General features: G+C 37.6%; 22 protein-coding genes. 19 read left to right on the forward strand and 3 right to left on the reverse strand.

The features are described 5' to 3' along the window. The first annotated feature begins 2 nt into the window (after window positions 1–2). The 15 genes from GQF63_RS16610 (at window position 3) to GQF63_RS16680 (ending at window position 17,580) form a co-directional block, all read left to right on the forward strand. Window positions 3–962, forward strand: a complete 960-nt coding sequence (locus tag GQF63_RS16610) for an MraY family glycosyltransferase (protein WP_160370368.1) — start codon at window positions 3–5, stop codon at window positions 960–962. Between the two features lie 4 nt (window positions 963–966). Then, a complete protein-coding gene (locus GQF63_RS16615) occupies window positions 967–1,434 on the forward strand; it encodes a WxcM-like domain-containing protein (RefSeq protein WP_160370369.1) in 468 nt (155 codons plus the stop codon). A gap of 3 nt (window positions 1,435–1,437) precedes the next feature. Beyond that, entirely contained in the window at window positions 1,438–2,226 is a 789-nt protein-coding gene (locus GQF63_RS16620) for a polysaccharide biosynthesis/export family protein (protein ID WP_212592625.1), read from the forward strand. Window positions 2,227–2,242: 16 nt separating this feature from the next. Continuing rightward, complete coding sequence (locus GQF63_RS16625) at window positions 2,243–4,642, forward strand: GumC family protein (protein ID WP_160370370.1); 2,400 nt, start codon at window positions 2,243–2,245, stop codon at window positions 4,640–4,642. Between the two features lie 204 nt (window positions 4,643–4,846). Further along, window positions 4,847–6,778, forward strand: a complete 1,932-nt coding sequence (locus GQF63_RS16630) for a polysaccharide biosynthesis protein (RefSeq protein WP_160370371.1) — start codon at window positions 4,847–4,849, stop codon at window positions 6,776–6,778. A 365-nt stretch (window positions 6,779–7,143) separates the two neighbouring features. Then, window positions 7,144–7,290 (forward strand): hypothetical protein, encoded by a 147-nt coding sequence (locus GQF63_RS16635; RefSeq protein ID WP_160370372.1) that lies wholly within the window; start codon window positions 7,144–7,146, stop codon window positions 7,288–7,290. Window positions 7,291–7,336: 46 nt separating this feature from the next. Beyond that, a complete protein-coding gene (locus GQF63_RS16640; RefSeq protein WP_160370373.1) occupies window positions 7,337–8,941 on the forward strand; it encodes a fimbrillin family protein in 1,605 nt (534 codons plus the stop codon). 56 nt (window positions 8,942–8,997) lie between these two features. Continuing rightward, window positions 8,998–9,876, forward strand: coding sequence for a DUF5106 domain-containing protein (locus GQF63_RS16645; RefSeq protein ID WP_160370374.1), 879 nt, complete (start codon window positions 8,998–9,000; stop codon window positions 9,874–9,876). Window positions 9,877–9,891: 15 nt separating this feature from the next. Beyond that, complete coding sequence (locus GQF63_RS16650; RefSeq protein ID WP_160370375.1) at window positions 9,892–10,164, forward strand: PqqD family protein; 273 nt, start codon at window positions 9,892–9,894, stop codon at window positions 10,162–10,164. Then, window positions 10,142–11,269 carry a nucleotidyltransferase family protein gene (locus GQF63_RS16655; RefSeq protein WP_160370376.1) on the forward strand — a complete coding sequence of 376 codons (1,128 nt, stop codon included), beginning with the start codon at window positions 10,142–10,144 and terminating at the stop codon, window positions 11,267–11,269. The genes GQF63_RS16650 and GQF63_RS16655 overlap by 23 nt, the downstream gene beginning before the upstream one ends. Window positions 11,270–11,565: 296 nt before the next feature. Continuing rightward, entirely contained in the window at window positions 11,566–12,507 is a 942-nt protein-coding gene (locus tag GQF63_RS16660) for a phosphoenolpyruvate carboxykinase (ATP) (protein WP_212592626.1), read from the forward strand. A 394-nt stretch (window positions 12,508–12,901) separates the two neighbouring features. Beyond that, complete coding sequence (locus GQF63_RS16665) at window positions 12,902–13,336, forward strand: S24 family peptidase (RefSeq protein ID WP_160370378.1); 435 nt, start codon at window positions 12,902–12,904, stop codon at window positions 13,334–13,336. An 869-nt stretch (window positions 13,337–14,205) separates the two neighbouring features. Then, a complete protein-coding gene (gene dnaG, locus GQF63_RS16670; RefSeq protein WP_160370379.1) occupies window positions 14,206–16,182 on the forward strand; it encodes a DNA primase in 1,977 nt (658 codons plus the stop codon). Next, window positions 16,182–16,529: a YraN family protein gene (locus GQF63_RS16675; RefSeq protein ID WP_160370380.1), complete on the forward strand. Its 348-nt coding sequence runs from the start codon at window positions 16,182–16,184 to the stop codon at window positions 16,527–16,529. The genes dnaG and GQF63_RS16675 overlap by 1 nt, the downstream gene beginning before the upstream one ends. Window position 16,530: 1 nt before the next feature. Beyond that, window positions 16,531–17,580, forward strand: coding sequence for a glutaminyl-peptide cyclotransferase (locus GQF63_RS16680; protein WP_246163592.1), 1,050 nt, complete (start codon window positions 16,531–16,533; stop codon window positions 17,578–17,580). Here GQF63_RS16680 and GQF63_RS16685 read toward each other — a convergent pair. Then, window positions 17,577–18,212 (reverse strand): response regulator transcription factor, encoded by a 636-nt coding sequence (locus GQF63_RS16685; protein WP_160370381.1) that lies wholly within the window; start codon window positions 18,210–18,212, stop codon window positions 17,577–17,579. The two genes, GQF63_RS16680 and GQF63_RS16685, sit on opposite strands and share 4 nt — an antisense overlap. Window positions 18,213–18,383: 171 nt before the next feature. Continuing rightward, entirely contained in the window at window positions 18,384–19,601 is a 1,218-nt protein-coding gene (gene def / locus GQF63_RS16690; protein WP_160370382.1) for a peptide deformylase, read from the reverse strand. 101 nt (window positions 19,602–19,702) lie between these two features. On the opposite strand from def, the gene ruvX reads away from it, so the two are divergent. Next, a complete protein-coding gene (gene ruvX, locus GQF63_RS16695; RefSeq protein WP_160370383.1) occupies window positions 19,703–20,122 on the forward strand; it encodes a Holliday junction resolvase RuvX in 420 nt (139 codons plus the stop codon). Between the two features lie 545 nt (window positions 20,123–20,667). Here ruvX and GQF63_RS16700 read toward each other — a convergent pair. Next, complete coding sequence (locus GQF63_RS16700; protein ID WP_160370384.1) at window positions 20,668–20,874, reverse strand: hypothetical protein; 207 nt, start codon at window positions 20,872–20,874, stop codon at window positions 20,668–20,670. A 156-nt stretch (window positions 20,875–21,030) separates the two neighbouring features. Here GQF63_RS16700 and GQF63_RS16705 point away from each other — a divergent pair, with 156 nt between their 5' ends. From GQF63_RS16705 to istB, 3 genes are all read left to right on the forward strand, one after another. After that, a complete protein-coding gene (locus GQF63_RS16705) occupies window positions 21,031–22,083 on the forward strand; it encodes a sensor histidine kinase (protein WP_160370385.1) in 1,053 nt (350 codons plus the stop codon). A 270-nt stretch (window positions 22,084–22,353) separates the two neighbouring features. After that, window positions 22,354–23,916, forward strand: a complete 1,563-nt coding sequence (gene istA / locus GQF63_RS16710) for an IS21 family transposase (RefSeq protein WP_160370386.1) — start codon at window positions 22,354–22,356, stop codon at window positions 23,914–23,916. Between the two features lie 55 nt (window positions 23,917–23,971). Continuing rightward, on the forward strand, window positions 23,972–24,721 hold the full coding sequence (gene istB, locus GQF63_RS16715) for an IS21-like element helper ATPase IstB (RefSeq protein WP_160370387.1): 750 nt from the start codon (window positions 23,972–23,974) through the stop codon (window positions 24,719–24,721). Window positions 24,722–24,913 lie beyond the last annotated feature (192 nt).

The raw sequence follows: 24,913 nt of genomic DNA on the forward strand, positions 1-24,913 counted from the left end.
TCATGAATTTACTCATTTTATGTGTTTTGTTAGTAGCAATCGAGTTATTATATTTTTCGTTGGCGAAGAAGTTCAACATCGTGGATATTCCAAACACTCGATCATCACACGCGAACGTAACAATTAGGGGAGGAGGAATTATATTTTTTTTCTCTATATTATTTTTTTTCATAAGCAGCGGTGGTACATATATTTACTTTTTTATTGGGCTTTTTTTTATGACATTGATTTCGTTTTTGGACGATATTTTCGATTTACCGAACAGGACGCGACTCATAATTCATTTTGGTTCAGTAATGCTTCTCGCTATGGAACTTAATATGTTTTCTCTTCCATGGTATTATTTAATTTTAATGTTCACAATAGTAGTCGGTGTTATAAACGCGTACAATTTTATGGATGGTATTAATGGTATCACTACCAGTTATAGTCTTTCAGTGATTATACTTTTGATGATTACAAATGCCGATGTTAAATTTGTGGAACAAGCTTTGCTATCATATACACTTGTAAGTGTCTTAATTTTTGGTTTTTTTAATTTTAGGCTAAATGCAAAGGCATTTGCCGGTGATGTGGGTTCCGTATCGATTGCTTATATCTTATTATTTTGTTTGGGAAGTCTAATTATTGCCTCTGAGAATTTTATATATATATTGTTTTTAGCTGTTTATGGTGTAGACACTGTATGGACGATTATAGCTCGGGTACTTAAACGTGAAAATATATTCACGGCACATAGAACCCACTTGTATCAATATCTAGTAAATGAAGCGAGGTGTAATAAGCTTATTATTGCATCTATGTATGGTTTCGTTCAGCTTTCATTAGGAGTTTTAGTTATTTATTTGACACGCTATAATTTTTTAGTACAAGTATCTTTTTCCCTTTGTATATTACTTATTCTAAGTATATCGTATCTATTAGTAAAAAGGTATGTTGTTTCTCGATACGTTTTAAGTTAATTTTATGGAATATAAGTTTGTACAAGGGGGAGCCTTTAACGATAGCCGGGGCAGTGTAAGATTTGTCAACGACTTCAATATGGAGGCCGTAAAAAGATTTTATTTAATCAAAAATGCAAATAATGAGATTATCCGAGGCTGGCGAGGACATCGGTATGAAAATCGATGGTTTTATGTGGGATCTGGTTCATTCTTACTTTATCTAGTAAAAATTGAGAACTGGCACGAACCAGACAGAACCAAAGAGATTAATCGAGTTATGATTAGCGCAACAGACAATAAAGTACTACACGTTCCTCCGGGCTATGGAATGGCTATTAAATCACTCGAGTATAATTCTGAGTTGATAACGTTTGCAGATTCAATTGTTGAAAATTCGGATAAGGATAATTTCACATGGGAATTGGGTTATTTTGTGAACTTAAGAGAATTTGAACCTAAAGTTCAGATCCACTTGAACGAGAAAGGATAAAAAATGAATGATAAAACTATGTTTAAACAAGTTAATGGTTATGTAATCCTACTGATTACTATCTGTATTTTCGGGTGTACTTCATGTGCCAGCAAGAAAGATGTAATTTACTTTCAGGCCGATTCCGTAGGAGTTGAACTGGTGGAACAACTAAATATTCCCAAATTGCAATCTGGAGATATCTTAGCGATTTCTGTAACAGCAGATGATATCCGGGCAACGCAACCTTTCAATCAAGTAAGTGCTTATCAATCTGGGACGCTGAACAACTCCAACCCATTTATCCCAACTTACACAATTGACTCGAATGGGGAGATTTATTTCCCTAAGATCGGTAAGGTTGTTCTAGCTGGAAAAACGAGAGCGCAGGCAATCGAATTTTTAAAATTGAAAGTTTCTCACTTTATAGTTGACCCTGGGGTAAGTATAGAGATTAGAAATTTTAGAGTAACTGTTTTAGGGGAAGTTTTACGGCCAGGAAGTTTCGCTGTGGAGAACGATCGAATAACGCTACTGGAGGCACTTGGGCTTGCGGGTGATCTTACAATTTACGGGAATCGTAAAGAGGTTTTAGTAATAAGGGAGCACGCTGGGATAAAGAAGGAATATAAAGTAGATCTAACCAAAAAGGAAACCCTCAATTCTCCAGTCTATTATCTTTCACAAAATGACGTTATTTACATCCCCCCAAATGGAGCAAGAGTACAAACTTCAAAATATACGCAGAATACTTCCGTTTTTGTTTCAGTTATTGGATTAATAATTACGGTGATTTCAGTTCTGACTAGATAAAAAAATAGATCCCTTTATGAATTTTTCAACTAATACAACAGTTTCCTCGTCTGATGAACGCGATTTTAGTATCAAACAATTATTGGAACAATATAGTTTCTATTGGAAATGGTTTCTTTTTTCAGTGGTTATTTGTCTACTTGCCGCATTTACATATTTGCGGTACGCTGAGCGGATATATAGTGTTAATGCAAAAATACTTTTGCAGGACGAGAAGCAAGCCGGAGGGGAGTTGTCCGGTCTGTCTGAATTAGCGTCAATATCGGGAGCTGGGACCTCTTCCATGGCATTTGTAAATGATCAGATAGAGGTGTTACGATCTCGAAGGATGTTGCGAAAAGTAGTGGTAGCAAATCGATTGAATATAAGTTATTTTAGTAGAGGGAACATTAGATCTAAAGAATTACTTGAACAACAATCGCCTTTGAAGTTATTATTACTAGAGCCTAACAATTCGAAACTTGATTCAAATTATTATTCACTGACAATCGCCCGGTCTAAAGATAGTTATATTATTAAGGATAATGTTAATGGTTCGAGGCGCTACTCGCTTGGAGAAACAATCAATAGCTCTATTGGTAAGATTAGCGTCATATCTAATGGAAATGCGAAATTGGACGGAGAATTGGAAATCTCTTACGTGCCAGCCGAAGTTGCAGTCGATATACTTAAAGGGTCTATCCAAGTGAATCCCAGTGTAGAGCGCCAGTCTTTTCTTGTTAATTTCTCCATGGTTCACCCGTTAGTTTCGAAAGCTGAACTAATTCTCAATTCCTTGATTGAGCAATATAATTTGGATGTTACTGAGGATAAGGCGCTCGTAAGCAGGGCCACCTCGAAATTTATTAACTCCAGACTAGAACTTATTTCTAGAGATCTTGAATCTGCAGACTCTCAAGTTGCTGAATTTAAGGATAGAAATAATTCAGTGGATATGCACGCTGAAGCTCAACTTTATTTACAGAATGCCACGGCAAATGAACAGAAGTTGATTGAGTTCCAGACTCAATTGCGATTGGCAGATATGTTGCGAGAGTCTTCTCTTGAATCCACAACTGCGCTGTTGCCGTCTAATATAGGTCTTAACGATGCGTCGATTGAAAGTAACATAAAGGCTTACAATACCCTGGTGCTTGAATTGGATGAATTACTAAAGTCAGCGACTCCGAATAATCCCGTCGTTTTAAGTTTAAAGAACAATTTGTCTGAACTGAATCGGAGTTTGAATTTGTCGCTTGATAACTATAAACGAGGACTTCAAACAAATGTAAATTCTTTACTAGCCCAAAAGAGTAAAGTTCAAGGAAAATTGAGTCAGCTCCCAACGCAAGAGCGAGGATTTAAAGATATTGCGAGACAACAGCAAATTGTAGAGACCCTTTATTTATTCCTATTACAGAAAAGAGAGGAAACTGAAATTAAAGCTGCCGCTACGCCTGCTAATTTGAAGATTGTTGATGCTGCTTATGGAGCTAGAATTCCCGTTGCACCTAAAAAGTCGATTGTACTATTAGGGGCATTATTCGGAGGTTTTCTGATTCCTTTCATTATTTTATTTCTCAAATTTATGATGGATAATAAAGTGCATTCTAGAAAAGATATTGAGGAAAAGTTTAATTCACCTATTTTAGGTGAAATACCTACCTCCGAAAATCCAATAGTCAAAGATAACGACCGTTCCTCGCTTGCCGAAGCGTTCCGAATATTGAGAACCAACATTGCATTTATGCTTGGGGCCAAAAAGGATTCAGCGGTAATATTCGTAACGTCGACGACTTCTGGTGAAGGTAAATCTTTCGTTTCAACAAATCTATCTAGAATTTTAGCGATGTCAGGTAAAAAAGTTTTATTGATTGGGGCAGATATTCGTTCTCCGAAGGTACTGGATTACCTAGGGCTTTCGCATTTACAGCATACAAACATCGGGATCACTCAATATTTGATTAATCCAGAAATGCCAGTTGAAAATATTATTATTACGAAGCCCGCTCCATACGACTTTGATATCATCTATTCTGGCTATATCGCACCAAATCCCGCGGAACTTCTAATGAATGGACACTTTAATGATGTGGTTGATTTTGGACGAGAAAACTATGATTTTGTTATAGTTGACACTGCGCCGGTAAGTTTAGTAACCGATACGTTGTTGATCGCTGACAACGCAGACCTGACAATTTATGTGACTCGAGCCAATTATCTTGATAAGCGCTTATTAAACGTGCCGAAGGAGCTTTACGAAGATGGTAAGTTGAAAAATATGGCTGTAGTTATTAATGATGTCGATTTTGCGCGCGGATATGGATATGGTTATGGCTACGGTTATGGTTATGGCTACGTCGATTCTAGTTCTGTTTCGTTGAGAGCGAAATTGAAAAAGCAATTAAAATCTCTATTCGGAAAAAGGAAAAAATAATAATAAACTGACGTAGAGGTAAAACACTGTTTACCTCTACGTTAATTACAAAATATTTTAATAAACGAATTTCCCCGATTCGTCGATTATATCGAAGGTGAATGAATAACCGTGGCATTAACTTTGTTCGTCGTCCGTGGTTATACTGAAGAATTTCGTTCTTCCTCTATAAATTTTTAAAACTAGACTGCTAAAATCCTCACAATGGACATCACTTCGCTTAGACGCTATTTCCGTAAGGATAGCCCAAGATGGGTTATCTTATTAATTGACATGGTAATAGTCTTGCTATGTTATTACTTAACTAATTTTACTGTTAATAGTTTCAAAGGACGTTTCGACGTCGAGATGATGGCAAAAAAATCCCTTTTCGTTTTAGTGGTATATTACTGTTCTTTCCTTTACTTTAAAACCTACCGTGGCATAGTGCGTCAAACAGGACTAAGAGATGCTTGGGGTATCCTGAAAGCAGTGTTCGTGGCGTTTGCTGTATTGATGGTTACATCGTTGCTCGTTCGAAATATTTTTCTTGACTCGAATGCTGTAATCGTATTTTTTAGACCCTCTTATGCCGTTGTGTTTACTCATGCTTTCTTTACAATGGTTTGTTTAGTAGCCGCTCGGGTATTTTATCGAACAGTGTATGAGAGGTTCTTCTTTAGCAGAAGAGCTGTTGAACGCGTTATGATTTTTGGTGCGGGGAATATGGGAACACTTACCTTAAATTTGTTCAGAAATGAGATACGCCGCAGAGTAAAGGTGGTCGCGTTTGCGGACGATAATCCCAACAGGATCGGAAAAATGATCAATGGTTATAAGATTATTGACATGAAGAAATTAACTTCTGATTTCGTTAAAAAAATACAAATAGATAGTATTATTATTGCTCTAGATGACAATAATAAAGATCGCCTGTCGAAGATATCTGCCTGGATAGAGCCTTTGCCATTAAAATTAAAAATTATGCCTACCTCAGCGAAGCTATTAAGCGGTAAAGCGGCAACCAGACAATTGAGGACGTTGAAAATTGAGGACTTGTTAGGTCGTGAAGCGATAAAATTAGAAAATCCAGTAGTTCATGAAATGATGCATGATAAGGTAATTTTGGTTACGGGCGGAGCAGGGTCTATCGGCTCAGAATTAGTAAGTCAAATCGCCTTCACAGACTTCAGGTATCTGGTTGTTTTGGACCAAGCGGAATCAGCACTATATGATATTCAACAGGAGTTAAGAAGTAGCTGTCAAAAGGAAAATGTGCTGTTCATGGTTGGAAATGTGAGGGATCGTCAGTTCATGAACTCTATATTTGAACAATACAGGCCCCAAATTGTATTCCACGCTGCAGCTTATAAACACGTTCCATTGATGGAGCAGAATCCTTACGAGTCTATTTTAACAAATGTTTGGGGCTCGAAAAATGTAGCAGATATGGCTGACAAATATGACGTCGAAAAATTTGTGATGGTTTCGACCGACAAAGCCGTGAATCCAACGAATGTGATGGGTGCAACAAAACGAATCGCAGAAATTTATGTTTCAAGCCTGAATAAAAAGAGCGGCACGAATTATATAGTCACCCGTTTCGGGAATGTTTTAGGGTCTAACGGATCGGTCATCCCGTTATTTGAAAAGCAGTTAAAGAAAGGTGGACCGTTGACGGTGACTCATCCGGATATTACAAGATATTTTATGACTATTCCGGAAGCTTGTCAGTTAGTGCAGGAAGCAGCTGTAATGGGTAAGGGTGGGGAGATTTATGTATTCGATATGGGTAAGCCTGTCAAAATTATGGATTTGGCCATTCGCATGATACGATTAAAAGGCTACAAATATCCCGAGGATATAAATATTGAAGTTACGGGCCTTCGTCCTGGGGAAAAGATCTTTGAAGAATTACTTGCAGATAACGAAAACACTAGCAAAACTCACCATAATAAGATTATGATTGCTAGAGTAAATATGGATGATGTAGAGTTGAAAAGACAGAAAATCGAATCTCTATGCAGACAGGTAATTATACCAACTAATGACCATAATCCTATGTTGCTTGTGGAGCTAGTTAAAGAAATCGTTCCAGAGTATATTTCCCAGAACTCCGTTTTTTCTACTCTCGACTTTGAAAAAAACAATGCTTAAAAGATGCTTTCACAACAAAACAAGTATTTATTTTCAAAATAAAAATTGTTAGATCTTTTTATTTTGGCATGTTTCGATCTACATACGGATGTTAATTAATCGTTAGTTGTGATTTATATCACTGTATTTTAGCTTTTTATATTTTTTTGTTTCTGTATAATTACATACATTTGCAACGAAATTTACTTAGTGATAAAAATAAGTGTCAAAAATGACAACATTAAATAATATTGATGAGGTTATTGTCCAGTTTTTCTCTCTATTATAAATTTTTCTTTTGAATATAATTGGAGGGTAATTATTGTTGACAAAATAGGAATAGGTGCAACAATCAAACTTAAACAAATCAAATAATCAAGATAAAAATGGAAAACAAAAAACCTTATGAAACACCTTATTTAAAGGTGTATGAAGTAGAGCTTGAATACGGTATTGCCGCAGCTTCTATCAATGATAACTCGATGAGCCAGTCTTGGGAAGATAGTTCTAGTTCTCACGATGTAGAATGGTAATTTTAATAGTGTCGTTAAATAAAAAGAATTCGGAAAAAAAATTAAAATGAAATTATCAAACTTCAAAACTATTAATCTAAAATCGACTGCTTCATTAATGTTGGCGATTGCACTATTATCTTCTTGTAATAAAGAGGTTATTGAATCGTCTGGGCTTACTAAAGTTCAAATTAATGTAGGAGTGGGTAAAGGGGAGTCACAGACTTTTAAAGCTGCTACATTACGTTCAGGGCTTTCCTCAAATGTTGTTAGATCAATTGAAATCCCATTTAACAGTGATATAACGCTTGTTGCTACATTCAAGTCAGTAGGTGCTCAGGCTACTAGTTCCCCGGGTTTAAAAGCATCCACTAAAACGTTAAGTAATATTTCTGCAGTAAATGGAACTAATACTTTCCCATTAGACGCAGGAACGAGTTATACGGTATTAGCCTATCAGGATGGCGTACTCAAGAGTACTCAGAATTTTACAGTAGGAGCAACACCTAACGTTTTTGAACTTGCTCCTGGTGAATATACTTTTATAACTTACGCTGCTGGAAATAATGCTATTCTGCCGGCGCCGACGGGTCAACTTTCTTTAGCTAAATTCGAGAATTTGGCGGCATCGGTTGACCTAATGTATGCTAAAACACAACAGACTATTAGCCAGGGGGTGACAAATACATTAAACGCTGTCTTAAAGCACGTATTTTCGCAAATTACTGTTAAATTCAACACTGCCGTTATAGGAAATGCTACAATTGGTAATGGTGGTGAATTTGCTCCAAGTTTTCCTACAGCAAATGTTACATTAACTGATGGTGCGGTAACTGAAACAGGAATTGCTGGTGTTAGTAGCATTACATTTCCAACGGGTACGACATCTGGGAATTTATTCGAGAGCACACCTATTAAGGTTATTGCAAATACCACCCAAGGTCAGATTAAGCTAAAAGCTGTAACGATTGGTGGCGTGACTAAAGATGTTACTTTGAATAATTTAACAATTTTACCTAATTATCGATATGAATTAACGATAGACCTCAAAAGACCGAGTTCTGTAAATATTGGAAATATTCATTGGTCATTGGGAAATTTAATCTATAACAACGGTGAATATGGCTTCGCAGCAAATAACGCAGCGGGAAGCTTTTTCTTCCAAGGTTATGTATTACCAAAAAATATGGATCAAAGCGTGCCTTATGCACAGCAAAATTCAGAAGCTAATAAACCCCTTGGAATAAATGGTGCTGCGGGTGACCCTTGTGAGCTAGTCGCACCAGCCGGATCGTGGAGAATGCCATATACTGATGAAGTTAATACTTTGATCGCGGCGACTAATGAAGGTGTTCCAAGTTATATTAGAAACCGTTTTAAAGCTTATTATGAGACGGCTTCAGGAACTACTTTAGGTGTATTCTTTAATATTCACGAACGCCCTAGCGAATCGACAAAAGCTAACTATTTATTCCTTCCAATGTTAGGTTATTACCAAAATGATTTCACAAACAATCGAATTAACACAGAGGGGTATTATATCGTGAAAGATAGAGGCGCTGCTACTTACCAGTTTTTACGAATAGGTGGTCCACAAGGCGCGGATTATGATACGAGAATTACTGCTGCAGATAAGCAAACGGCGGCGCAAATAATTTGCGTAAAAGATTAATTTAAGTTTTTATTATTTAGGATCCCTAGCCCATGCAGGGATCCTTTTTTATAAATATGAAAGTCAATCCTCTATTGTTTTTTTTACTTGTTTTGATAGGATGTAACGACGGCGTAAACCAGCGGGAACAGGAAATTGATTTTGCCGCTATACCTGATCGAGCTGATAAATTGGCCCTATTTCATTACCTGGATTCTTTAGATTTCATAGCCGGGAATCAGTCTGAACTGGATAGTTTAGAGCAAGAACTGGCGAATTTTTTGCACCAAGAAGCTAATAGTGATTCTGTTATCCAACAGAACGTTTTTCATCATCTGTTAAATAGGTTAGAAGGCAGAAATTATTTGTTAGATTTTTTTCTGGAAAAAATTCCTTTTTATTTAAATAATCCTGAATCGCCATATTACAATAATGAGTTTTTTGTATCTTTTCTTAAAGCTACTATCAATGCGCCCGCTATCAATGAGGAACTCAAGATGGCTCATAAATCGCTTTTGCCATTAATCAATATTAACAGGATTGGTACCCTTGCCAATGATTTTGGTTTTGAAACGCTTAGCCTGCGAGCATCATCGCTCTATGAAACAAAGGGAGATTATACGCTATTATTTTTTTTCGACCCGAGCTGTATGCATTGTAAGGAACAGCTCAACGCTTTAAAGGAAAGTGAAGGATTTCGCAACTTTTTGAACAATAAATCAGTTAGCTTTCTGTTGGTAAATCCATGGGGAAATAAGGAGGAGTGGCGAAAGTATGCGCAAAACCTTCCATCGCAATGGATTATCGGGTTTGATAACAATCAACACATCGTAAACGATGGACTGTTTTATTTGAAAGCAGCGCCTAGTATATACCTGTTAGATGAAAAAAAATATGTATTATTAAAGAATACTCAAATTGATGTCGCCATTAATTTTTTATTAAAGGATAATTAATAATAATTTAGAAAAATGATAGTTAGAACGGATTTAATATTGCGAGAACTTGGCGGTGATTTCATGATCGTTGACCCGAGTCAGGGAAAAGTTGATATGTCTCAAGTGTTTAAATTAAATCATACAGCAGCCGATATATTTAGTCATTTCCAGGGAAAAGAGATTAATACTCAACTGGTGAAAGAGTATGTTTTAGATAACTATGATATTGCTGAAGAGATAGCAGAGACCGATTGCCATAAAATAATAACGGACTTTCTAAAAAATGGATTGCTACTCGACAGATAGAACAATAAGCGCCCGAGCAACGCTATTTGACTTGCTGCGCCGCGGTTTATGGGTTGATCGACCGCAGTTGGCAAATGTTGAATTCAATAAAGTTGATAGCCGAACATGGGAAGATATTTACAACTTTGCTAGAAAGCATACCGTAGAAGCGGTTGTCTTCGATGCACTAAAATATCTGCCTAAGGATTCCTTGCCACCAGAGTGTTTACTTGCAAGGTGGCTTGTTCAAATAGAGCAAATTGAAAGGCGTAATCAGCTGCTAAACAGCTTTATTGCCTCTCAGTGGCGATGGTTTCTTAGTAATAATTTGTCTCCACTGATGCTTAAAGGTCAGGGCGTCGCCCAAGCTTATGCTATACCATCGCACAGAATAAGTGGAGATATAGATTGGCGCTTAGATGATCTATCTTACAGCACTGCTAAGAAATTATTAGAGCTTTGCAAACAAGACTTAACCTCCGATGGACTTGCCTCTCTGAGTTATATTCGTAAAGGTGTAATCGTAGAGCATCACAAAGATGTTTTTAATCTTACCAACCCCTTCTTAAAAGGCTATTTACTGGTTTTGCTAGAGCAAAGCGAAGCGGAAAACCCTATGATTACCATAGGTGGGGAGAGTATTAAAGTGTTATCCCCATTGATGCAAATTGTACAAGTAAATATCCATATCTTAAAGCATTTGCTCGCTTTTGGTGTCGGTCTCCGACAGCTTTGTGACTCCGCACGCGTCTATCATTACTACCGAGGATCTTACGATCCGGGGGAACTTCAGCGTATTTATAAGCGGATGGGAGTTTTATCCTGGACCCATTATTTACATGACGTCTTGGTCAAGCATTTCGGATTATTGGAATCTGATTTGCCTTACCCCGTTCCCCGGGGTATACAATCGGAGTGGATGATCGAGGAGATCTGGATGTCTGGTAACTTTGGCTATCACGACGAAAGATATAAGAACGGTAAGCACAGTAAGCTGTCGGTTCGTCCAGATTCTTTTGTACGTGTATGGCGAAGCTTCAGACAATATCGGAAAATTGCGCCCATGGAATCCATATTTTTTATTTTAACTAGGTTGTTTGCAAAACCTTTTCATAAAAAGAAGTGAGTGGTTTATAGCTATGATTAGAATCTTAACGAGTAGGTAAGAATTATCAGCCTTAGCACTGATTTATGGTGACTTAATTCTGTTACGCTGTGCAGTTGTTACATCAAAAGATTGTTCTGTCACTAATTTGAAGCATATTGCTTAACGGTAAAATTTACGATTAGCGAGTAAAACTGTTATCTCAGGCTATATCAATTTATAACCAATAAAATTAACGAGCTATCAGCATTTTTTTCTAGGGATAAACCGTGCATTTGTGTCACAGAAAATAGACTCTCGGAATTTATTTCTATAGCGTGGATATTGTTATAATCAATAAAAATATTTTATCTAAAAAAATGAATATCACATACTATCATATTGCTGAACTACTACTGGCCGTTAAGGCTCCAGAAAAGATGGATGTCAGAGCTATTTTGCCTTCATTTCATCCTTTTTACGCACATGATATCGAACGAGAGACTGCTCATATCTCCATTGAATTGACTTTTTCACCATGTCCGACACTAGCTGAAGACGCCGTTCTATTGACCGACGAGTCGATCACCTGGGGAGAGAATTTTCGGTTTTATGAATGCGCCGATACCTACCAAGCTATTATTTATGTGGGAAGCGAAGAAAATAAATGGGTGATGGAGTGCTCCAAGGATTTTCAAAATTCTACTATATATTTAGCGATCGATGATCGTAACTTAATTTCAAATCTTTGCACTTGGTATACCATGATGGCCTTTGGCCAAGCGGCGCTGGCTTTTGATACAATTCTTATCCATGCTTCCGTGGTTCAAGTGGATAGATTTGCGTATGCATTTTTGGGAAAAAGCGGTACGGGGAAAAGTACACACAGCCAACTTTGGCTGTCCGCTATCAAAGGTGCCCTTCTCCTCAATGACGACAATCCTGCAGTTCGTATTCGCGGAGAAAAAGTAGAAGTATTCGGTACGCCGTGGAGCGGGAAAAAGAAATGTTATTTAGCGCGCAAAGCGCAGCTGCGTGCTTTTGTACGCCTGGAGCAAGCGCCCTTTAATCAGTTCAAAGAAGTTCTGGGAATGGAGGCTTTCCTTGAGGTCGTGCCCAGCTGCACATCAATACGCTGGAACAGAGAACTTTTTCATAAAATGAACGATACTTTAGAGGCAATATTGAAAAAAGTAAAAGTGGGACGTTTAAAATGTCTTCCAAACATACGGGCTGCTGAACTCTCTTATATTGAATCAAGTAAAAGTGCCTTAGATTAAATCCCCTTTCTATGATTACGACCCACTGCTTAGACCTTATCGCTCGTGATTCAAGTAATTTATAGGATCAAAAAAATAATATAATAGCGCAGATGCAGATTATGCAAGAGGAGGTGAAAAACAAGAGGGATGATGAAGAATTGCAAATTCTCTTTTCCAAATTTCAAAAAATTAAAGAGTGAAAATTATTGCTAGGAAACCTTTTAGGCATTATTGTAGTAAAATAATGGATGGGCGCATAATGAGTATTATTATGTACAGAGAGTAAAGAAAATAATTGTAATAAAATTTTTTCATTAATGTCAAAGCGCATTAAATTTGTGTGGATATAACAATAATGCAGATTTACTATTTTGATCTAGTTGTGCCAATTTCTTAGCATTTAGGTTTTAATATGAATAAGATTATCATTAATAATGATTTGTTTTTCAATAATTTGGTTTATTTAATTTCAAAAGATAACATTGTAAGATTTTGTTTAAAAGGAAAAAGCATGCAGCCATTCATTTATGATGGAAGCATGGTAACCTTAACTTCAGTTCAGGATAATAGTATGAGAATTGGGAATGTTGTTTTAGCAAAGTGGAATGGAACATTTATTTTACATAGGATACTTTTTAAATATAAAGAGACAATTTATTTATTTGGTGATGGCAATTTAATGCAAATTGAGAAAGTTTCTAAAGAAGATGTACTAGCTATTTTAAAATGTTACGAAAATAAAAATGGTTTAAATAAAGATATAACAATCTTATCCAAGTTTTTATCTGCAATTTGGTTTTTATTACGACCTTTAAGAATTTTAATTAAAAAATCAGTAACGTCCTAAACGAGATGAAAAATGTAGGTGGATATATAGAAGGGTATGTTAAATTTAATTCGTTTCAACTTCCTTCGCCTTAGTGGATATAAGCGTATTTTCCCAGATTTATGTCCTATCGATCTAGATATTTTCAACAGACTGGTTCAACAATTCTAATCCGACCAGCATAAAAGAGGCATCAACCAGCTAGACATATTTTGTGAGCGTGCTATTCGGCCCCTCTATCCTCGGGCAGATTCAGTTCGTAACATTTCTAATAGAGTCCGTAGCAATACAGGCAACTTGAGCCATATAGTTGTCTTCAGACCGAGAAAGTCCCATCATTTCCTAAATGAACGCTCATCCGGACCACGGTCTTTTCAAGGATCTGTATTATAAACTTTTGATCACATATAGCAAAAGTATTTTCATAAAAGGAAGGAATTCCCTACATTAAAACGTAAGATGTTTTTGATGGATGCTTCCTTCATTCCATTATATTTAAGCATATACATACAAAGAAAGGCAAAGTCCGCCTGGAACTAACGAATCTGTTCAACTTTATCATGCTGAACATATTCGTAAAATTTAATCTGTGGAAATGAGTATATCAACCTTTCATTTCAGGAAAACCTCTGACAAAAAACAACTATATTCGCTCTTTAATAACACAGGTAGCAAACCTTTCAACCAATTAGCTGGACTCTTCACTTCAACACAGATGAGAAGGCTTTTTTGTGTTAAAAATTTTATTTTGACAGTACTGATTAAAATTAAAACAATAATTTCAATAAATTAATTTATATACATATTACGATAAGTGTTAATTGTTTTGTTTTTTTAGCTTCTTTTAACCTTTCATTTGTGGGCTCTACCCTTATCTTTGTATAACAAGGATGATTAAGAAAGAAACCATAGAGAAAGTACTGGATGCCGCTCGCATTGAAGAGGTGGTTGGTGATTTTGTCGATCTTAAAAAACGAGGAACCTCCTTAATAGGGAATTGCCCCTTTCATAATGAGAAAACACCATCTTTCCATGTCTCGGTAAATAAAGGAATCTACAAATGCTTCGGTTGTGGAGCAGGTGGAGATTCCCTCAAGTTTATCATGGAGCATGAGAAATATGCCTACCCTGAAGCAATTCGATACCTCGCCAATAAGTACCATATTCCTGTTGAAGAAATTGAACGCTCGCCAGCACAAATGGCAGCACAGGATAAAAGGGAAAGCCTCTATGTTTTAAACCAATGGGCATCAAAATACTTTAAGGAGCAAATGTGGGAAACCGATATGGGGAAATCCATCGGTTTAAGCTATTTTCATGAACGCGGCTATCGTGATGATATCATCAAGAAATTTGATCTAGGGTATTCCCCAGAGGCTTGGACTGCCCTTGTCGATGAAGCTACCAAATCAGGCTTTGCCAAAGAGTACCTTACGGAAATTGGGCTCGCTGTAGAGCGTGATGATAAGTCCTTATACGATCGGTTCCGAGGACGGGTCATGTTTCCTATTCATAACCTCACAGGTCGGGTAATTGGCTTTGGCGGTAGAACCTTAAAGAAAGACAAGAACGTCCCTAAATATGTGAACTCACCCGAAAGTGAGATCTACCATAAGTCAAATGTGCTTTATGGGCTACATTTAGCCAAAAAGGCTATCATTGACCATGACCTTTGTTTCTTGGTGGAAGGCTACGCCGATGTGTTATCAACACATCAGGCCGGTGTAGAGCATGTCGTTTCTTCTTCCGGAACCTCACTGACCACCGGACAGATTAAGTTGATCTCCCGCTATACCAAAAATGTCGTTATCCTATATGATGGCGATGAAGCAGGTATCAAAGCATCCCTGCGCGGAACAGATATGCTATTGGGAGAAGGCTTAAATGTTAAAGTACTCTTATTCCCGGATGGCAATGACCCAGATTCCTATATCCAGAAGTTTGGGGCCAGCGAATTCCGAAACTATGTAGAACATAATCAGGAAGACTTTGTCTTCTATAAAACCAATATTTTACTTCGTGATGCCAAAGAGGACCCCATTAAGCGGGCAGAGGTTATTCGTGAAGTCGTAGAAAGTATTGCCCTTATTCCCGACGAAATCAAAGTGTCCGTTTATATCCGTCAGTGCAGTTCCCTACTGGATATTGAAGAACGCATTCTGCTCTCTGAATTGAATAAAATCCGCTTGAATAAGGCCAGGGCTATAGAGAAGAAGGAGAGCCAGCAGGCACCGGATATGCCCCCTCCGCAAGGCGCTGATGATTGGTTCCCGGCCGAAATGTTGGCGGCTATGGGCGCCGAGGCTCCATCCATGGAGCCTGTTAAAGTGGAAAGTGCCGAACAACGCATGGAGAAAGAACTCGTCCGTATTTTATTGAATTATGGCCGCGAGTTAGTCGTATGGGAAGGCGATGGGGATGTGCCGGTAGCACCCTACCTGTTGGCAAATTTAGACGATGTCGAAATTGTCGATCCTACCTGTCAAATTATTGTGCAAGAGTTTAGCAAGCAAGCCGAAAACTTCCAGGTTCCGGAAGCTAAGTTTTTCTTTGCCCATGAAAACCAAGAGGTCGCTGCCTTGGCGGTAGATTCCTTGGTGAATAAATATGAAATCAGCCCGAATTGGAATGACGACAAGCGAAAGATTTATGTGCCTGAAGAGATTGAGCAACTTAAGATGCTCGTCAATCAGCTAATCTATCGAATTAAGAAGAATAAAATTGAAGTGCAGATGCGGACCATTCAGGAGGAATTAAAAATAACGCAGAATGATGATGACCTTCAAATCCTCTTGGCAAAATATCAAAAGTTGAAAGAAGGCGAGCAGCTACTGGGACAATTATTAGGCAATATTATCGTGAAATAATGGAGTCTCGCAAGCTAATCGGCGATCAAGACAAGCAGCAAGCTGTGGCATATCTGGAAGCATTGGGATTTCAAATTTTAGCAGTAAATTGGCGATATAAAAGGTTTGAAGTCGATATTATAGCCCTAGAACAACAGGTGCTGGTTTTTGTGGAAGTAAAGGTGCGAAAAAATGAAGATTATGGCATGGAGCATACCTTGATATCTCAACAAAAGCAAAAACGATTATCCCAAGCGGCAGAGGCTTATATATTTGAAAAAAAACATCAAGGACAAATACGGTTTGATATTATTGCAATTATCAATCACAAATTGAACTATATTAAAGATGCATTTTGGAACTATTAATATGAATACAAAATTAAAATACCCCTTATTGGCATTGATGCTGCCCTTCTTTTTCGTTTATAGCTGTAAAACACAGAAAGGGAAAGTGGAATTTGTAAACCCGCCATCGGGTGCTAAGGTATTAAAAGGTGAAACCATTCAGCTTCGTTTAAACTTCGGCGATACAGCTGTCGATTCTGTCGTGTATGCTGTTGATGGCGATGTGTTCGAACGCAAAACAGATACAACAGCAGTGGCCTTTGATACAGAAAAACACGGCTATGGGAGTAAACGATTAAGTGCAAAGGTATATGCCCAAGGAAAAGAAGATGTAGCCTATAGCGACCTATTGGTTGTGCCACCAGCACCTAAGCCTTATGCCTTTGAGGTGGTCAATACTTTTCCACACGATTCATTAGCCTTTACACAAGGGTTGTATTATGATAACGGAGTATTGTATGAGTCTACGGGCAAGGAAGAACGATCTTCATTAAGAAAAGTAGACCTGAAGACAGGAAAAGTTCTGCAAAAATTGGATGGAGATGGCAGGTTCTTTGGTGAGGGAATGACGGTGGTAGGGGATAAGATCTACTTTTTAACATGGCAGAACAAAAAAGGCTTTATCTATGATAAGGCAACCTTTAAGCTCGTAAAATCTTTTGATTACGGAAAAAGCCAAGAAGGCTGGGGCTTAACCTACGATGGAAAACAATTCCTGAAATCGGATGGCTCTGCCAATGTATATACCTTAGATCCACAAACCTTGCAAGAAACAGGCTCCTTCCAAGTATTCGATGATCATGGTCCAGTAGATAGTATTAATGAATTGGAATATGTTGATGGTTTGATATACGCTAATATATACGATCAATCCAAAGATGAAATCATTATTATCAATCCGGAAACCGGGGTTGTAGAAGGGCGAATTAATTTTGTGGGTCTATACGATGGGGTACGGAAATCCTACGATAACGAAATGAATGGAATCGCTTATAAGCCTGATAGCAAAACCTTCTTGGTAACAGGCAAGGATTGGACTAAACTGTACGAAGTCCGCCTAAAAGAACGTTAGATTAACTTATTTTCTGTCGCTATACGAATCAGCGACATCATATTCTTGGTTTTGAACTTGCTCATCATGCGTTTCCTATGGGTTTCTATGGTGAGCGGGGACAAAAACAATTCCTCCCCAATTTGATTCGAAGTCTTTCCCTGCGCTATTAATTTTAATATCTCCGTTTCCCGTTTGGTTAATTTAGGCAATAAGGGGAGATCTCCTTGTGCAGGATTAGCAATAATGGCTTGTACCGCTCGGCTAAACACCATTTGCTTCTTTACTGCCAAGTCTAAGCAGTCCTTTAGCTCATCAATATTGATATCCTTTAACAAGTAACCAGAAGCCCCATTTTGTAGAAGTTGTAAGATAATGCTACGCTCTGTATGGTTACTCAGGCCGAGAACGATGGCATTGGGCGCCAAACGTTTGATTTCCAAACATAAATCGGTCCCATTGATATCAGGCAGAGAAACATCTAATAAAATGATATCCACCGGTTCTTCCGTCAGATAACTTAACAAAGCTGCTCCCTTTGTAAATGTTGCGGTAACCTCATAGCTAGGAATCTTTCCTAATAAGGTCATTAGACCTTCCAATATAAGGGAATGGTCATCAACAATAGCGATAGAATGTGGATAATTATGCATGGCAAGGTAGATAGTTTACGATAAAGATAGTTAAGTTCAAACAATCATAAAGATTTAGTTAGAAAACTACCTGTTTACAGGTAAACGCAAATTGCTAATTCCGACCTTATGATTCTTTTATTATCAAATATTCCACCATCTAACTTGATTGCGAAAGATTAAACAGACAAACTATGGAACAATCGTCCCTTTTTCAAGTGAAAATTTAATCTTTTCCTCCAGTGGAATCATCGTTCGGCTGACTTCTTCATCCATCCGATCCGGATATAATATCCCATACAAATGATCCACTTCATGTTGAAATATAACGGCGGTAAATCCTTCGATATTTTCTTCTATTACATTCCCTTGCCGATCGATATATTGTAAGCGGATAGCATAACTTCTTTGCACATCTTCCTTCCTATCAGGAATAGATAAACAGCCTTCAACTCCAGTTCGGGTTAACTTAGATCGCCATATTATTTTCGGGTTGATATAAAACTCAAAAGGCATTTCTGTTTTATCAAAACGTTGAACCCAAATCACATTTTTATTAATCCCAACTTGCGGACCGGCGATTCCTACGCCTTTATGCTGCGGATCTTGTACCGTTTGAAACATTCGGTTTGCTAGCTTATCGATCAAAGGGTCGTCAAACTTAACATCTTCACTAGGTGCACGTAAAACCGACAATTCTTTTTCGTTAGTAATAAGGTACACATGCATCATGGTGTTATCATCGGCAGCGTTAATTAATTTCCGCTCCGCAGCATTAAAATTCTTCGCAACAGATTTATTCACGGGTCTTTCGTTTTTAGGGCCTTTATATTTCATTTCGCCAGCTTCAATTGCTAGACTCAATATGTTTTCCTTGGGCGGTTGCGGACAACGGTAGCCGTTGCTATATGCGCAATAAGGGTTGTAAGCTTTGTTGAAATCAATACTGAGTAGATTATTCTTGATTTGATCGCTGCTCAAATCCAAATACCGCCCACCTTCATAACTGCTTATACCATTGGTTTCATCCATAAATGGGACAAATAAGTGGTTTCTATAGGCCGCAGTTTGAAATAGAGCGACACTTTGATAAGCTGTCAATACCTGGGGCTTTCCTCCAAGGCTGAAGTGTAATAGCGCATAGCGTTTATATTCGTTGGAGCTACCATCATAGGTCGGCATCCGGAAGCTAGGCTCATCGGCAAGCAATTCGACCCTCGCTTCTACTCGCATTCCTTCATTTGCTGGAAAATAGGCTATATAGCCCAACTGATCTTTTTTAAGGGGGCCAAGCTCTTGCTTGCCAAAAGCTTCGGCCTTCTGTTGCCGGTAAGCGGCTAACTGACGTGCATAGTCCTGGCCCAACACAATACCAGGTATAAATAGCAATAGGAATATTAATTTGTACATACAGCCTCCATTATAAACGATATCAAATGTATCGAATTTATTGAAAGGATGAATAAGATTACTTACAAAGTTTAATCGTACTTTAGTGAAAAAAAATAACCATGAGATTGATGGCTTTTGATTATGGAACGAAACGCATCGGTATCGCTGTAACCGATGATCTGCAAATTATTGCCACCGCTTTAGATACCATACATCCAAAAGATATTTGGACCTTTTTGGAAAATTACCTTAAAACCGAACAGGTGGAAACCTTTGTTGTGGGCAAGCCTTTGCGTTTAGATGGTACCGATTCTCAATCGGCGCAACACGTTCTCGGCTTTATGCGGAAATTAAGAAAAACGTATCCCCAAATTCCTATTGTAGAAATCGATGAACGCTTTACCTCGAAAATGGCTTCCGCTGTTATTGCGCAATCGGGTTTGAAGAAATCAAAAAGACAAGATAAAGCCTTAGTCGATACTATTTCTGCCACCATCATATTGCAATCATACATGAATAGTAAAGAAAATTTATGGTAAACATAAAATTTTAAGAAAAATGGCTTTTAATTATTAAAGGATAAAAGCAATCCCGACTAATTTTTTTCAGTCGGGATTGAAAGAGATAGTGGCAATAAATAGGAAACAACAATATTAAATCTGTTGCAGTCTCTTAAGAGACTAAAAAATTAATAAATAAAAATCACCCACTAAATAATAGAATAAAAATACTTTGATGCCCATTATGTGTCAAGTGATTTAAGAATTTTTAACATTTTCATAGAACATTATTATCTTTAAAAGGGTTAGAAATTGGTTCTTTTGCTAATTCACAATCAGTAAGTTAAACTCGAAGGGTTTCTTTTTTGCATTTATGACTACCATCCAATCAGCAAATTTGATGTTATTGAGATAATCTTTATTCAATTAAACTTCTTTTTATTCTTCAATAATTATGACATTAAAAATATTTCATTTATAGTGACATCATGAATAGGTACTAAGTTTTTTCTAAATAGATTATCAAGAAATTCGTAAAAATCCTTCTCTAAAATTGAGGAGGAATTATTATTAAGTTGAACAATCTATCTCCATTGAATCTCAAATTTTATTTTCAACAATCTTGTTGATTTCTTCAATTCATCTTTCGTATATCCTTTATAGGTAAATTCTTTCACCTCTTCAATTCTTCTTAAGATTTCCTCAATTTCTAAAATCAGATTTGTAATTAAGGTTAAATCTTCAGCTTGAGAATCTGCGAGAACGCGTTTAAATGTTAATATATTTTTCATCGCTTTTTATAGGAATACAAACATAGATTATGTTTAGTTTTCTGATTTGATATGTATGTTTCAAATAGAACTCCCACAATAATTTGATTTTTCAAATTAAATTGAAATAAATAAGTAAATTGAATCGAAAAACTGATTATTTATATGCTTGATTATATGATGACAAAGTTTGCAGAGCAAACTAGTTTTATGGTGGTTTCTTTTGATATATTATCAAATCGTCTTATTTTCATTAACACATCAGCACGGCAGAGATTTAATCTTCAAGAAGGGGGTGCCTTCGATGATTTTATTGATAATATGATCATTGAGGATAGGAATTTATTACAGTTAAAACTCCAGTTAATTAAAGAAAAACCAATTGAAGGACTAATTTTACGATTTCAAAGGAATGAAATTATCAGCCATTTAAAATTTAATTTTTATCACTTCAACTCAGAAGATTCGTCGCAGGTTTTATCAATTTTCGAAGATGTAACTGATGATGTTGAATTTGAAGAAAACATATTGAAGCACAATGCAAAAAAAAATGCCATTTTAAATATATTGAGTCATGATGTGGCAGGAGCCTTGAACACTGCTAGTAAATTAGTAGAGTTAGCCTATCAAAGTTTAGAGAAGCAAGATTTCCAAAAGATAAATTCAGCCTTATTTGCGATTGATAATATCTGTAAAGGAAATATTTCAATAATCAATAGCTTTTTGAAAAAGGAGTTTGTAACCTCCATGAGTGTGCCTCTAAATATGGTGCGTCAAGACGTTGTACAAAGTGTCAAGAATTTAATGGATCAATATAAATTAATGGGACACCAGTTGGAAGTTGAGGTCATATTTAATTGTAAAAAAAACCAAATATATATTGAAATTGATCAAGATAAACTTATTCAGATATTGAATAACCTGATATCAAATGCTTTGAAATTCACCCCAAAAGGAGGTGCCATAAAAATTTCAATAGAAGAAAGCGTTGATTTTGTTCAAATCTGTGTAGAAGATACAGGTATAGGCATACCCGAGACCTTAAAAGACCATATTTTTTCAAAATTTGGTGAGGCAAACAGAACGGGCTTAAACGGAGAGCAATCTCATGGGGTTGGTTTATGGATAATTAAATTTCTGGTGGAATGGATGGGAGGGAATATTACGTTTAGTTCTTTTGAAAATTTTGGGACTTCATTTTACCTAACTTTCCCCAAAAAAATATATTAATTCTCCTTATCCAATGCAATTTTAGATTGATTATTCTATACTACAAAAAAGTGCACTGGTAATAGCTTAACTCTGGCTTTTGTAATCGGTAAATAAGACTACACAATTTTTGGCAATTAGGAATACACAATAATTGGCAAGAATGGTGCAGAATAATTAGCAAGAATAAGTGCAGGATTATTGGCAAGAAGGAATACATAGTTCATCTTTCGGGGCATAACCCCGAAAGAAAAAACAACCTTTGTGCTCAACAAAAAAACAAGGGTATTTATGAACTATTATTTAAATAAGCTTATGACCTATCATGAAGTACACCGGATGGCACGCGAGGGATTTTCAATCTCGAAGATTGCAAACCACCTAGGCATGAACTGGCGCACAGCCAAACGTTTGCTCAGTCTGAGTGAGCTCGAGTTTGAGCACGAACTTTCTCTGCCCAAAGTTAGAAAGAAAACGCTAGAAGCGTATACCGATTTTGTTCGAAAGAAACTGGAAGCCCATAACGACACTTCGGCTGCCCAGATGCACGACTGGCTGAAGGAACATCACCAGGACTTTCCGATAGTGAGCCAGAAGACGATTTTCAACTTTGTCCATTCGGTCAGAACCAGATACAATATCCTTAAAACGGAAACGGTAAGGGATTATGCCATGGTAGCAGAACTGCCCTATGGCGTGCAGGGCCAGATTGACTTTGGGTTTTATAATATGGCCACTACTTTGGGGAAAACTCGAAAGGTGCGGTTCTTCACCTTTGTGCTTTCGCGCTCCCGGTATAAATATATCTTGTTCCAAGATACTCCTTTCACTGCTCAGGATGTTATCCAGGCCCATGAACTTGCTTTTGGGCACCTGGGAGGCATTCCCAAGGAACTCGTCTACGATCAGGATCGGTTGTTCATCGTGTCAGAGAATTTTGGCGATATAATATTAACATCCGAGTTTCGCGCCTATGTAAAGCGACGGGGATTTACTACTTACTTCTGTAAAAAGGCAGACCCTGAGTCAAAAGGAAAGGTGGAGAACGTGGTCGGGTATGTGAAAAAGAATTTCTTGTATAACCGTTCCTACAAAGACCTCGAGACTTTAAACACGGAAGCCATGGCCTGGCTGGGTCGGACAGCTAATGCGTTGGAACATGGTACTACTAAAAGCATTCCACAAGAGGAATATGATATTGAAAAAGCATTCTTAGAACCTTGGTATCCCATAGAACTTACCATTACTCCTTTACCACAGTATGCTGTCCATAAGGACAATAAAATATCTTATAAGGGTAACCTCTATAGCCTACCTTTTGGAACTTATAAAGGCAAAAATACGAAGGTCCAAGTAAAAGCGGTCGGAAATGAACTGATCGTGATTGATGAGAAATACGGCGAGCTTTGCCGACATGAAATCAGTCTACTTAAGGGCCAGAAAATCATCTCAACTAACCATAAACGTGACACCAATACAGCTATCGTCGAAATGATGGCTGAGTTTAGCGAACTGATGCCAAATAAAGTACAGGCGTTTGATTGGTTAGAGCGAATCAGACACCATAAACCACGGTATATTCGCGATCAGATACAGGCATTAACAACGACAGTTAGAGGTCTGGATGCCCACATTGCCTCGCGAGCCCTAGACTACGCCTGTGTAAACGATATTCTGAGTGCCAGTGACTTTAATGCAATCGTTGAAGCCTTAAAGAGGGAGGAGAGGAACGAAATACAGACAGACCCTAAGATTGTTCAATTAAATCCTTTGAACGCTCAGATCAAGCGAATAGCGGAAACAGACCCCGAGCGTTCAGACCTTGAAAGCTACGACGATCTGTTTGCTAATTGATTATTAACCCCGATGTTGCTGGATCTACCGGCAACATCATCACAACAGAAATAAAATGGAAAAACAGAAACAAGAAATCAGGCAGTTGTGCAACAGCTTTCGGCTCTCGGCAATCGGGAACAACCTGGAAGAGATTATCGCAGAGGCCGAAAAAGACAGCCTGGGCTTCGTTCAATACACCTGGAGGCTGTTGAAAAATGAAGCCGACCACCGCCAAAGAAAAAATGAAGTAAGAAGAACAAAGGCCGCTGGATTACCCCGAAACAACAATCTCGACCTCTATGAGACGGGAAGAAACGGGCTCAAAATGGAGCGGCTAGCGCAACTTAGGGAACTTAACTGGATCGACCAACTCTTTAATATCGTCTTGATGGGACCAAGTGGCACTGGCAAAACTGCGCTGGCCGCAGGGCTATGCATGGACGCTGTGAAGGCTGGATACAACGTATACTTTCGGACCATGGATGAGATCCTGAACACCTTAAAGACCAAAGACTTTGTGAAATCAAAGATGGTCGAATATAAGAGATTACTCAAAGCAAACCTGATTGTGCTGGATGATATCATGCTCTTCCCTCTAGAAAAGAACCTAGCGGTGGCCTTCTTTAACTTTATCAACCAAATATATGAACATACATCGATCGTTATTACGACCAATAAAAAGCCAACTGAATGGGCTAAAATGCTCGATGATGAGGTAATTGCTACCGCGTTATTAGACCGACTTCTCTTTAGATGTGAGCTGATCAATCTAAGCGGCGAAAGTTACCGGATGCAAAACAGAAAATCCTTCTTTGACACTTAAAATTAATACTATACTTTTGAAGAAAACTATGTATTCATTCTTGCCGAATACTCTGCAGTTCTACTTCAGTAGCGTCCTAAACGAGGGAAAAAATGGCGGTGGATTTATACAGCAGGGAATGCTATATTTAATTCGCCAAAATTGATCCATCGCCATGGTAAATATAAACGTATTCTCTCAGATTTTGCGACT

The organism is Sphingobacterium humi, from assembly GCF_009768885.1.
GTDB classification, from domain to species: Bacteria; Bacteroidota; Bacteroidia; order Sphingobacteriales; family Sphingobacteriaceae; genus Sphingobacterium; species Sphingobacterium humi.

Coding starts and splice junctions, on each gene's coding strand:
- GQF63_RS16640 (WP_160370373.1), top strand. CDS start 7,337: ATGAAATTATCAAACTTCAAAACTATTAATCTAAAATCGACTGCTTCA.
- GQF63_RS16705 (WP_160370385.1), top strand. CDS start 21,031: ATGATGACAAAGTTTGCAGAGCAAACTAGTTTTATGGTGGTTTCTTTT.
- ruvX (WP_160370383.1), top strand. CDS start 19,703: ATGAGATTGATGGCTTTTGATTATGGAACGAAACGCATCGGTATCGCT.
- GQF63_RS16645 (WP_160370374.1), top strand. CDS start 8,998: ATGAAAGTCAATCCTCTATTGTTTTTTTTACTTGTTTTGATAGGATGT.
- GQF63_RS16650 (WP_160370375.1), top strand. CDS start 9,892: ATGATAGTTAGAACGGATTTAATATTGCGAGAACTTGGCGGTGATTTC.
- GQF63_RS16620 (WP_212592625.1), top strand. CDS start 1,438: ATGAATGATAAAACTATGTTTAAACAAGTTAATGGTTATGTAATCCTA.
- GQF63_RS16665 (WP_160370378.1), top strand. CDS start 12,902: ATGAATAAGATTATCATTAATAATGATTTGTTTTTCAATAATTTGGTT.
- istA (WP_160370386.1), top strand. CDS start 22,354: ATGAACTATTATTTAAATAAGCTTATGACCTATCATGAAGTACACCGG.
- GQF63_RS16615 (WP_160370369.1), top strand. CDS start 967: ATGGAATATAAGTTTGTACAAGGGGGAGCCTTTAACGATAGCCGGGGC.
- istB (WP_160370387.1), top strand. CDS start 23,972: ATGGAAAAACAGAAACAAGAAATCAGGCAGTTGTGCAACAGCTTTCGG.
- dnaG (WP_160370379.1), top strand. CDS start 14,206: ATGATTAAGAAAGAAACCATAGAGAAAGTACTGGATGCCGCTCGCATT.
- GQF63_RS16700 (WP_160370384.1), bottom strand. CDS start 20,874: ATGAAAAATATATTAACATTTAAACGCGTTCTCGCAGATTCTCAAGCT.
- GQF63_RS16625 (WP_160370370.1), top strand. CDS start 2,243: ATGAATTTTTCAACTAATACAACAGTTTCCTCGTCTGATGAACGCGAT.
- GQF63_RS16685 (WP_160370381.1), bottom strand. CDS start 18,212: ATGCATAATTATCCACATTCTATCGCTATTGTTGATGACCATTCCCTT.
- GQF63_RS16630 (WP_160370371.1), top strand. CDS start 4,847: ATGGACATCACTTCGCTTAGACGCTATTTCCGTAAGGATAGCCCAAGA.
- GQF63_RS16655 (WP_160370376.1), top strand. CDS start 10,142: ATGGATTGCTACTCGACAGATAGAACAATAAGCGCCCGAGCAACGCTA.
- GQF63_RS16680 (WP_246163592.1), top strand. CDS start 16,531: ATGAATACAAAATTAAAATACCCCTTATTGGCATTGATGCTGCCCTTC.
- def (WP_160370382.1), bottom strand. CDS start 19,601: ATGTACAAATTAATATTCCTATTGCTATTTATACCTGGTATTGTGTTG.
- GQF63_RS16635 (WP_160370372.1), top strand. CDS start 7,144: ATGGAAAACAAAAAACCTTATGAAACACCTTATTTAAAGGTGTATGAA.
- GQF63_RS16610 (WP_160370368.1), top strand. CDS start 3: ATGAATTTACTCATTTTATGTGTTTTGTTAGTAGCAATCGAGTTATTA.
- GQF63_RS16675 (WP_160370380.1), top strand. CDS start 16,182: ATGGAGTCTCGCAAGCTAATCGGCGATCAAGACAAGCAGCAAGCTGTG.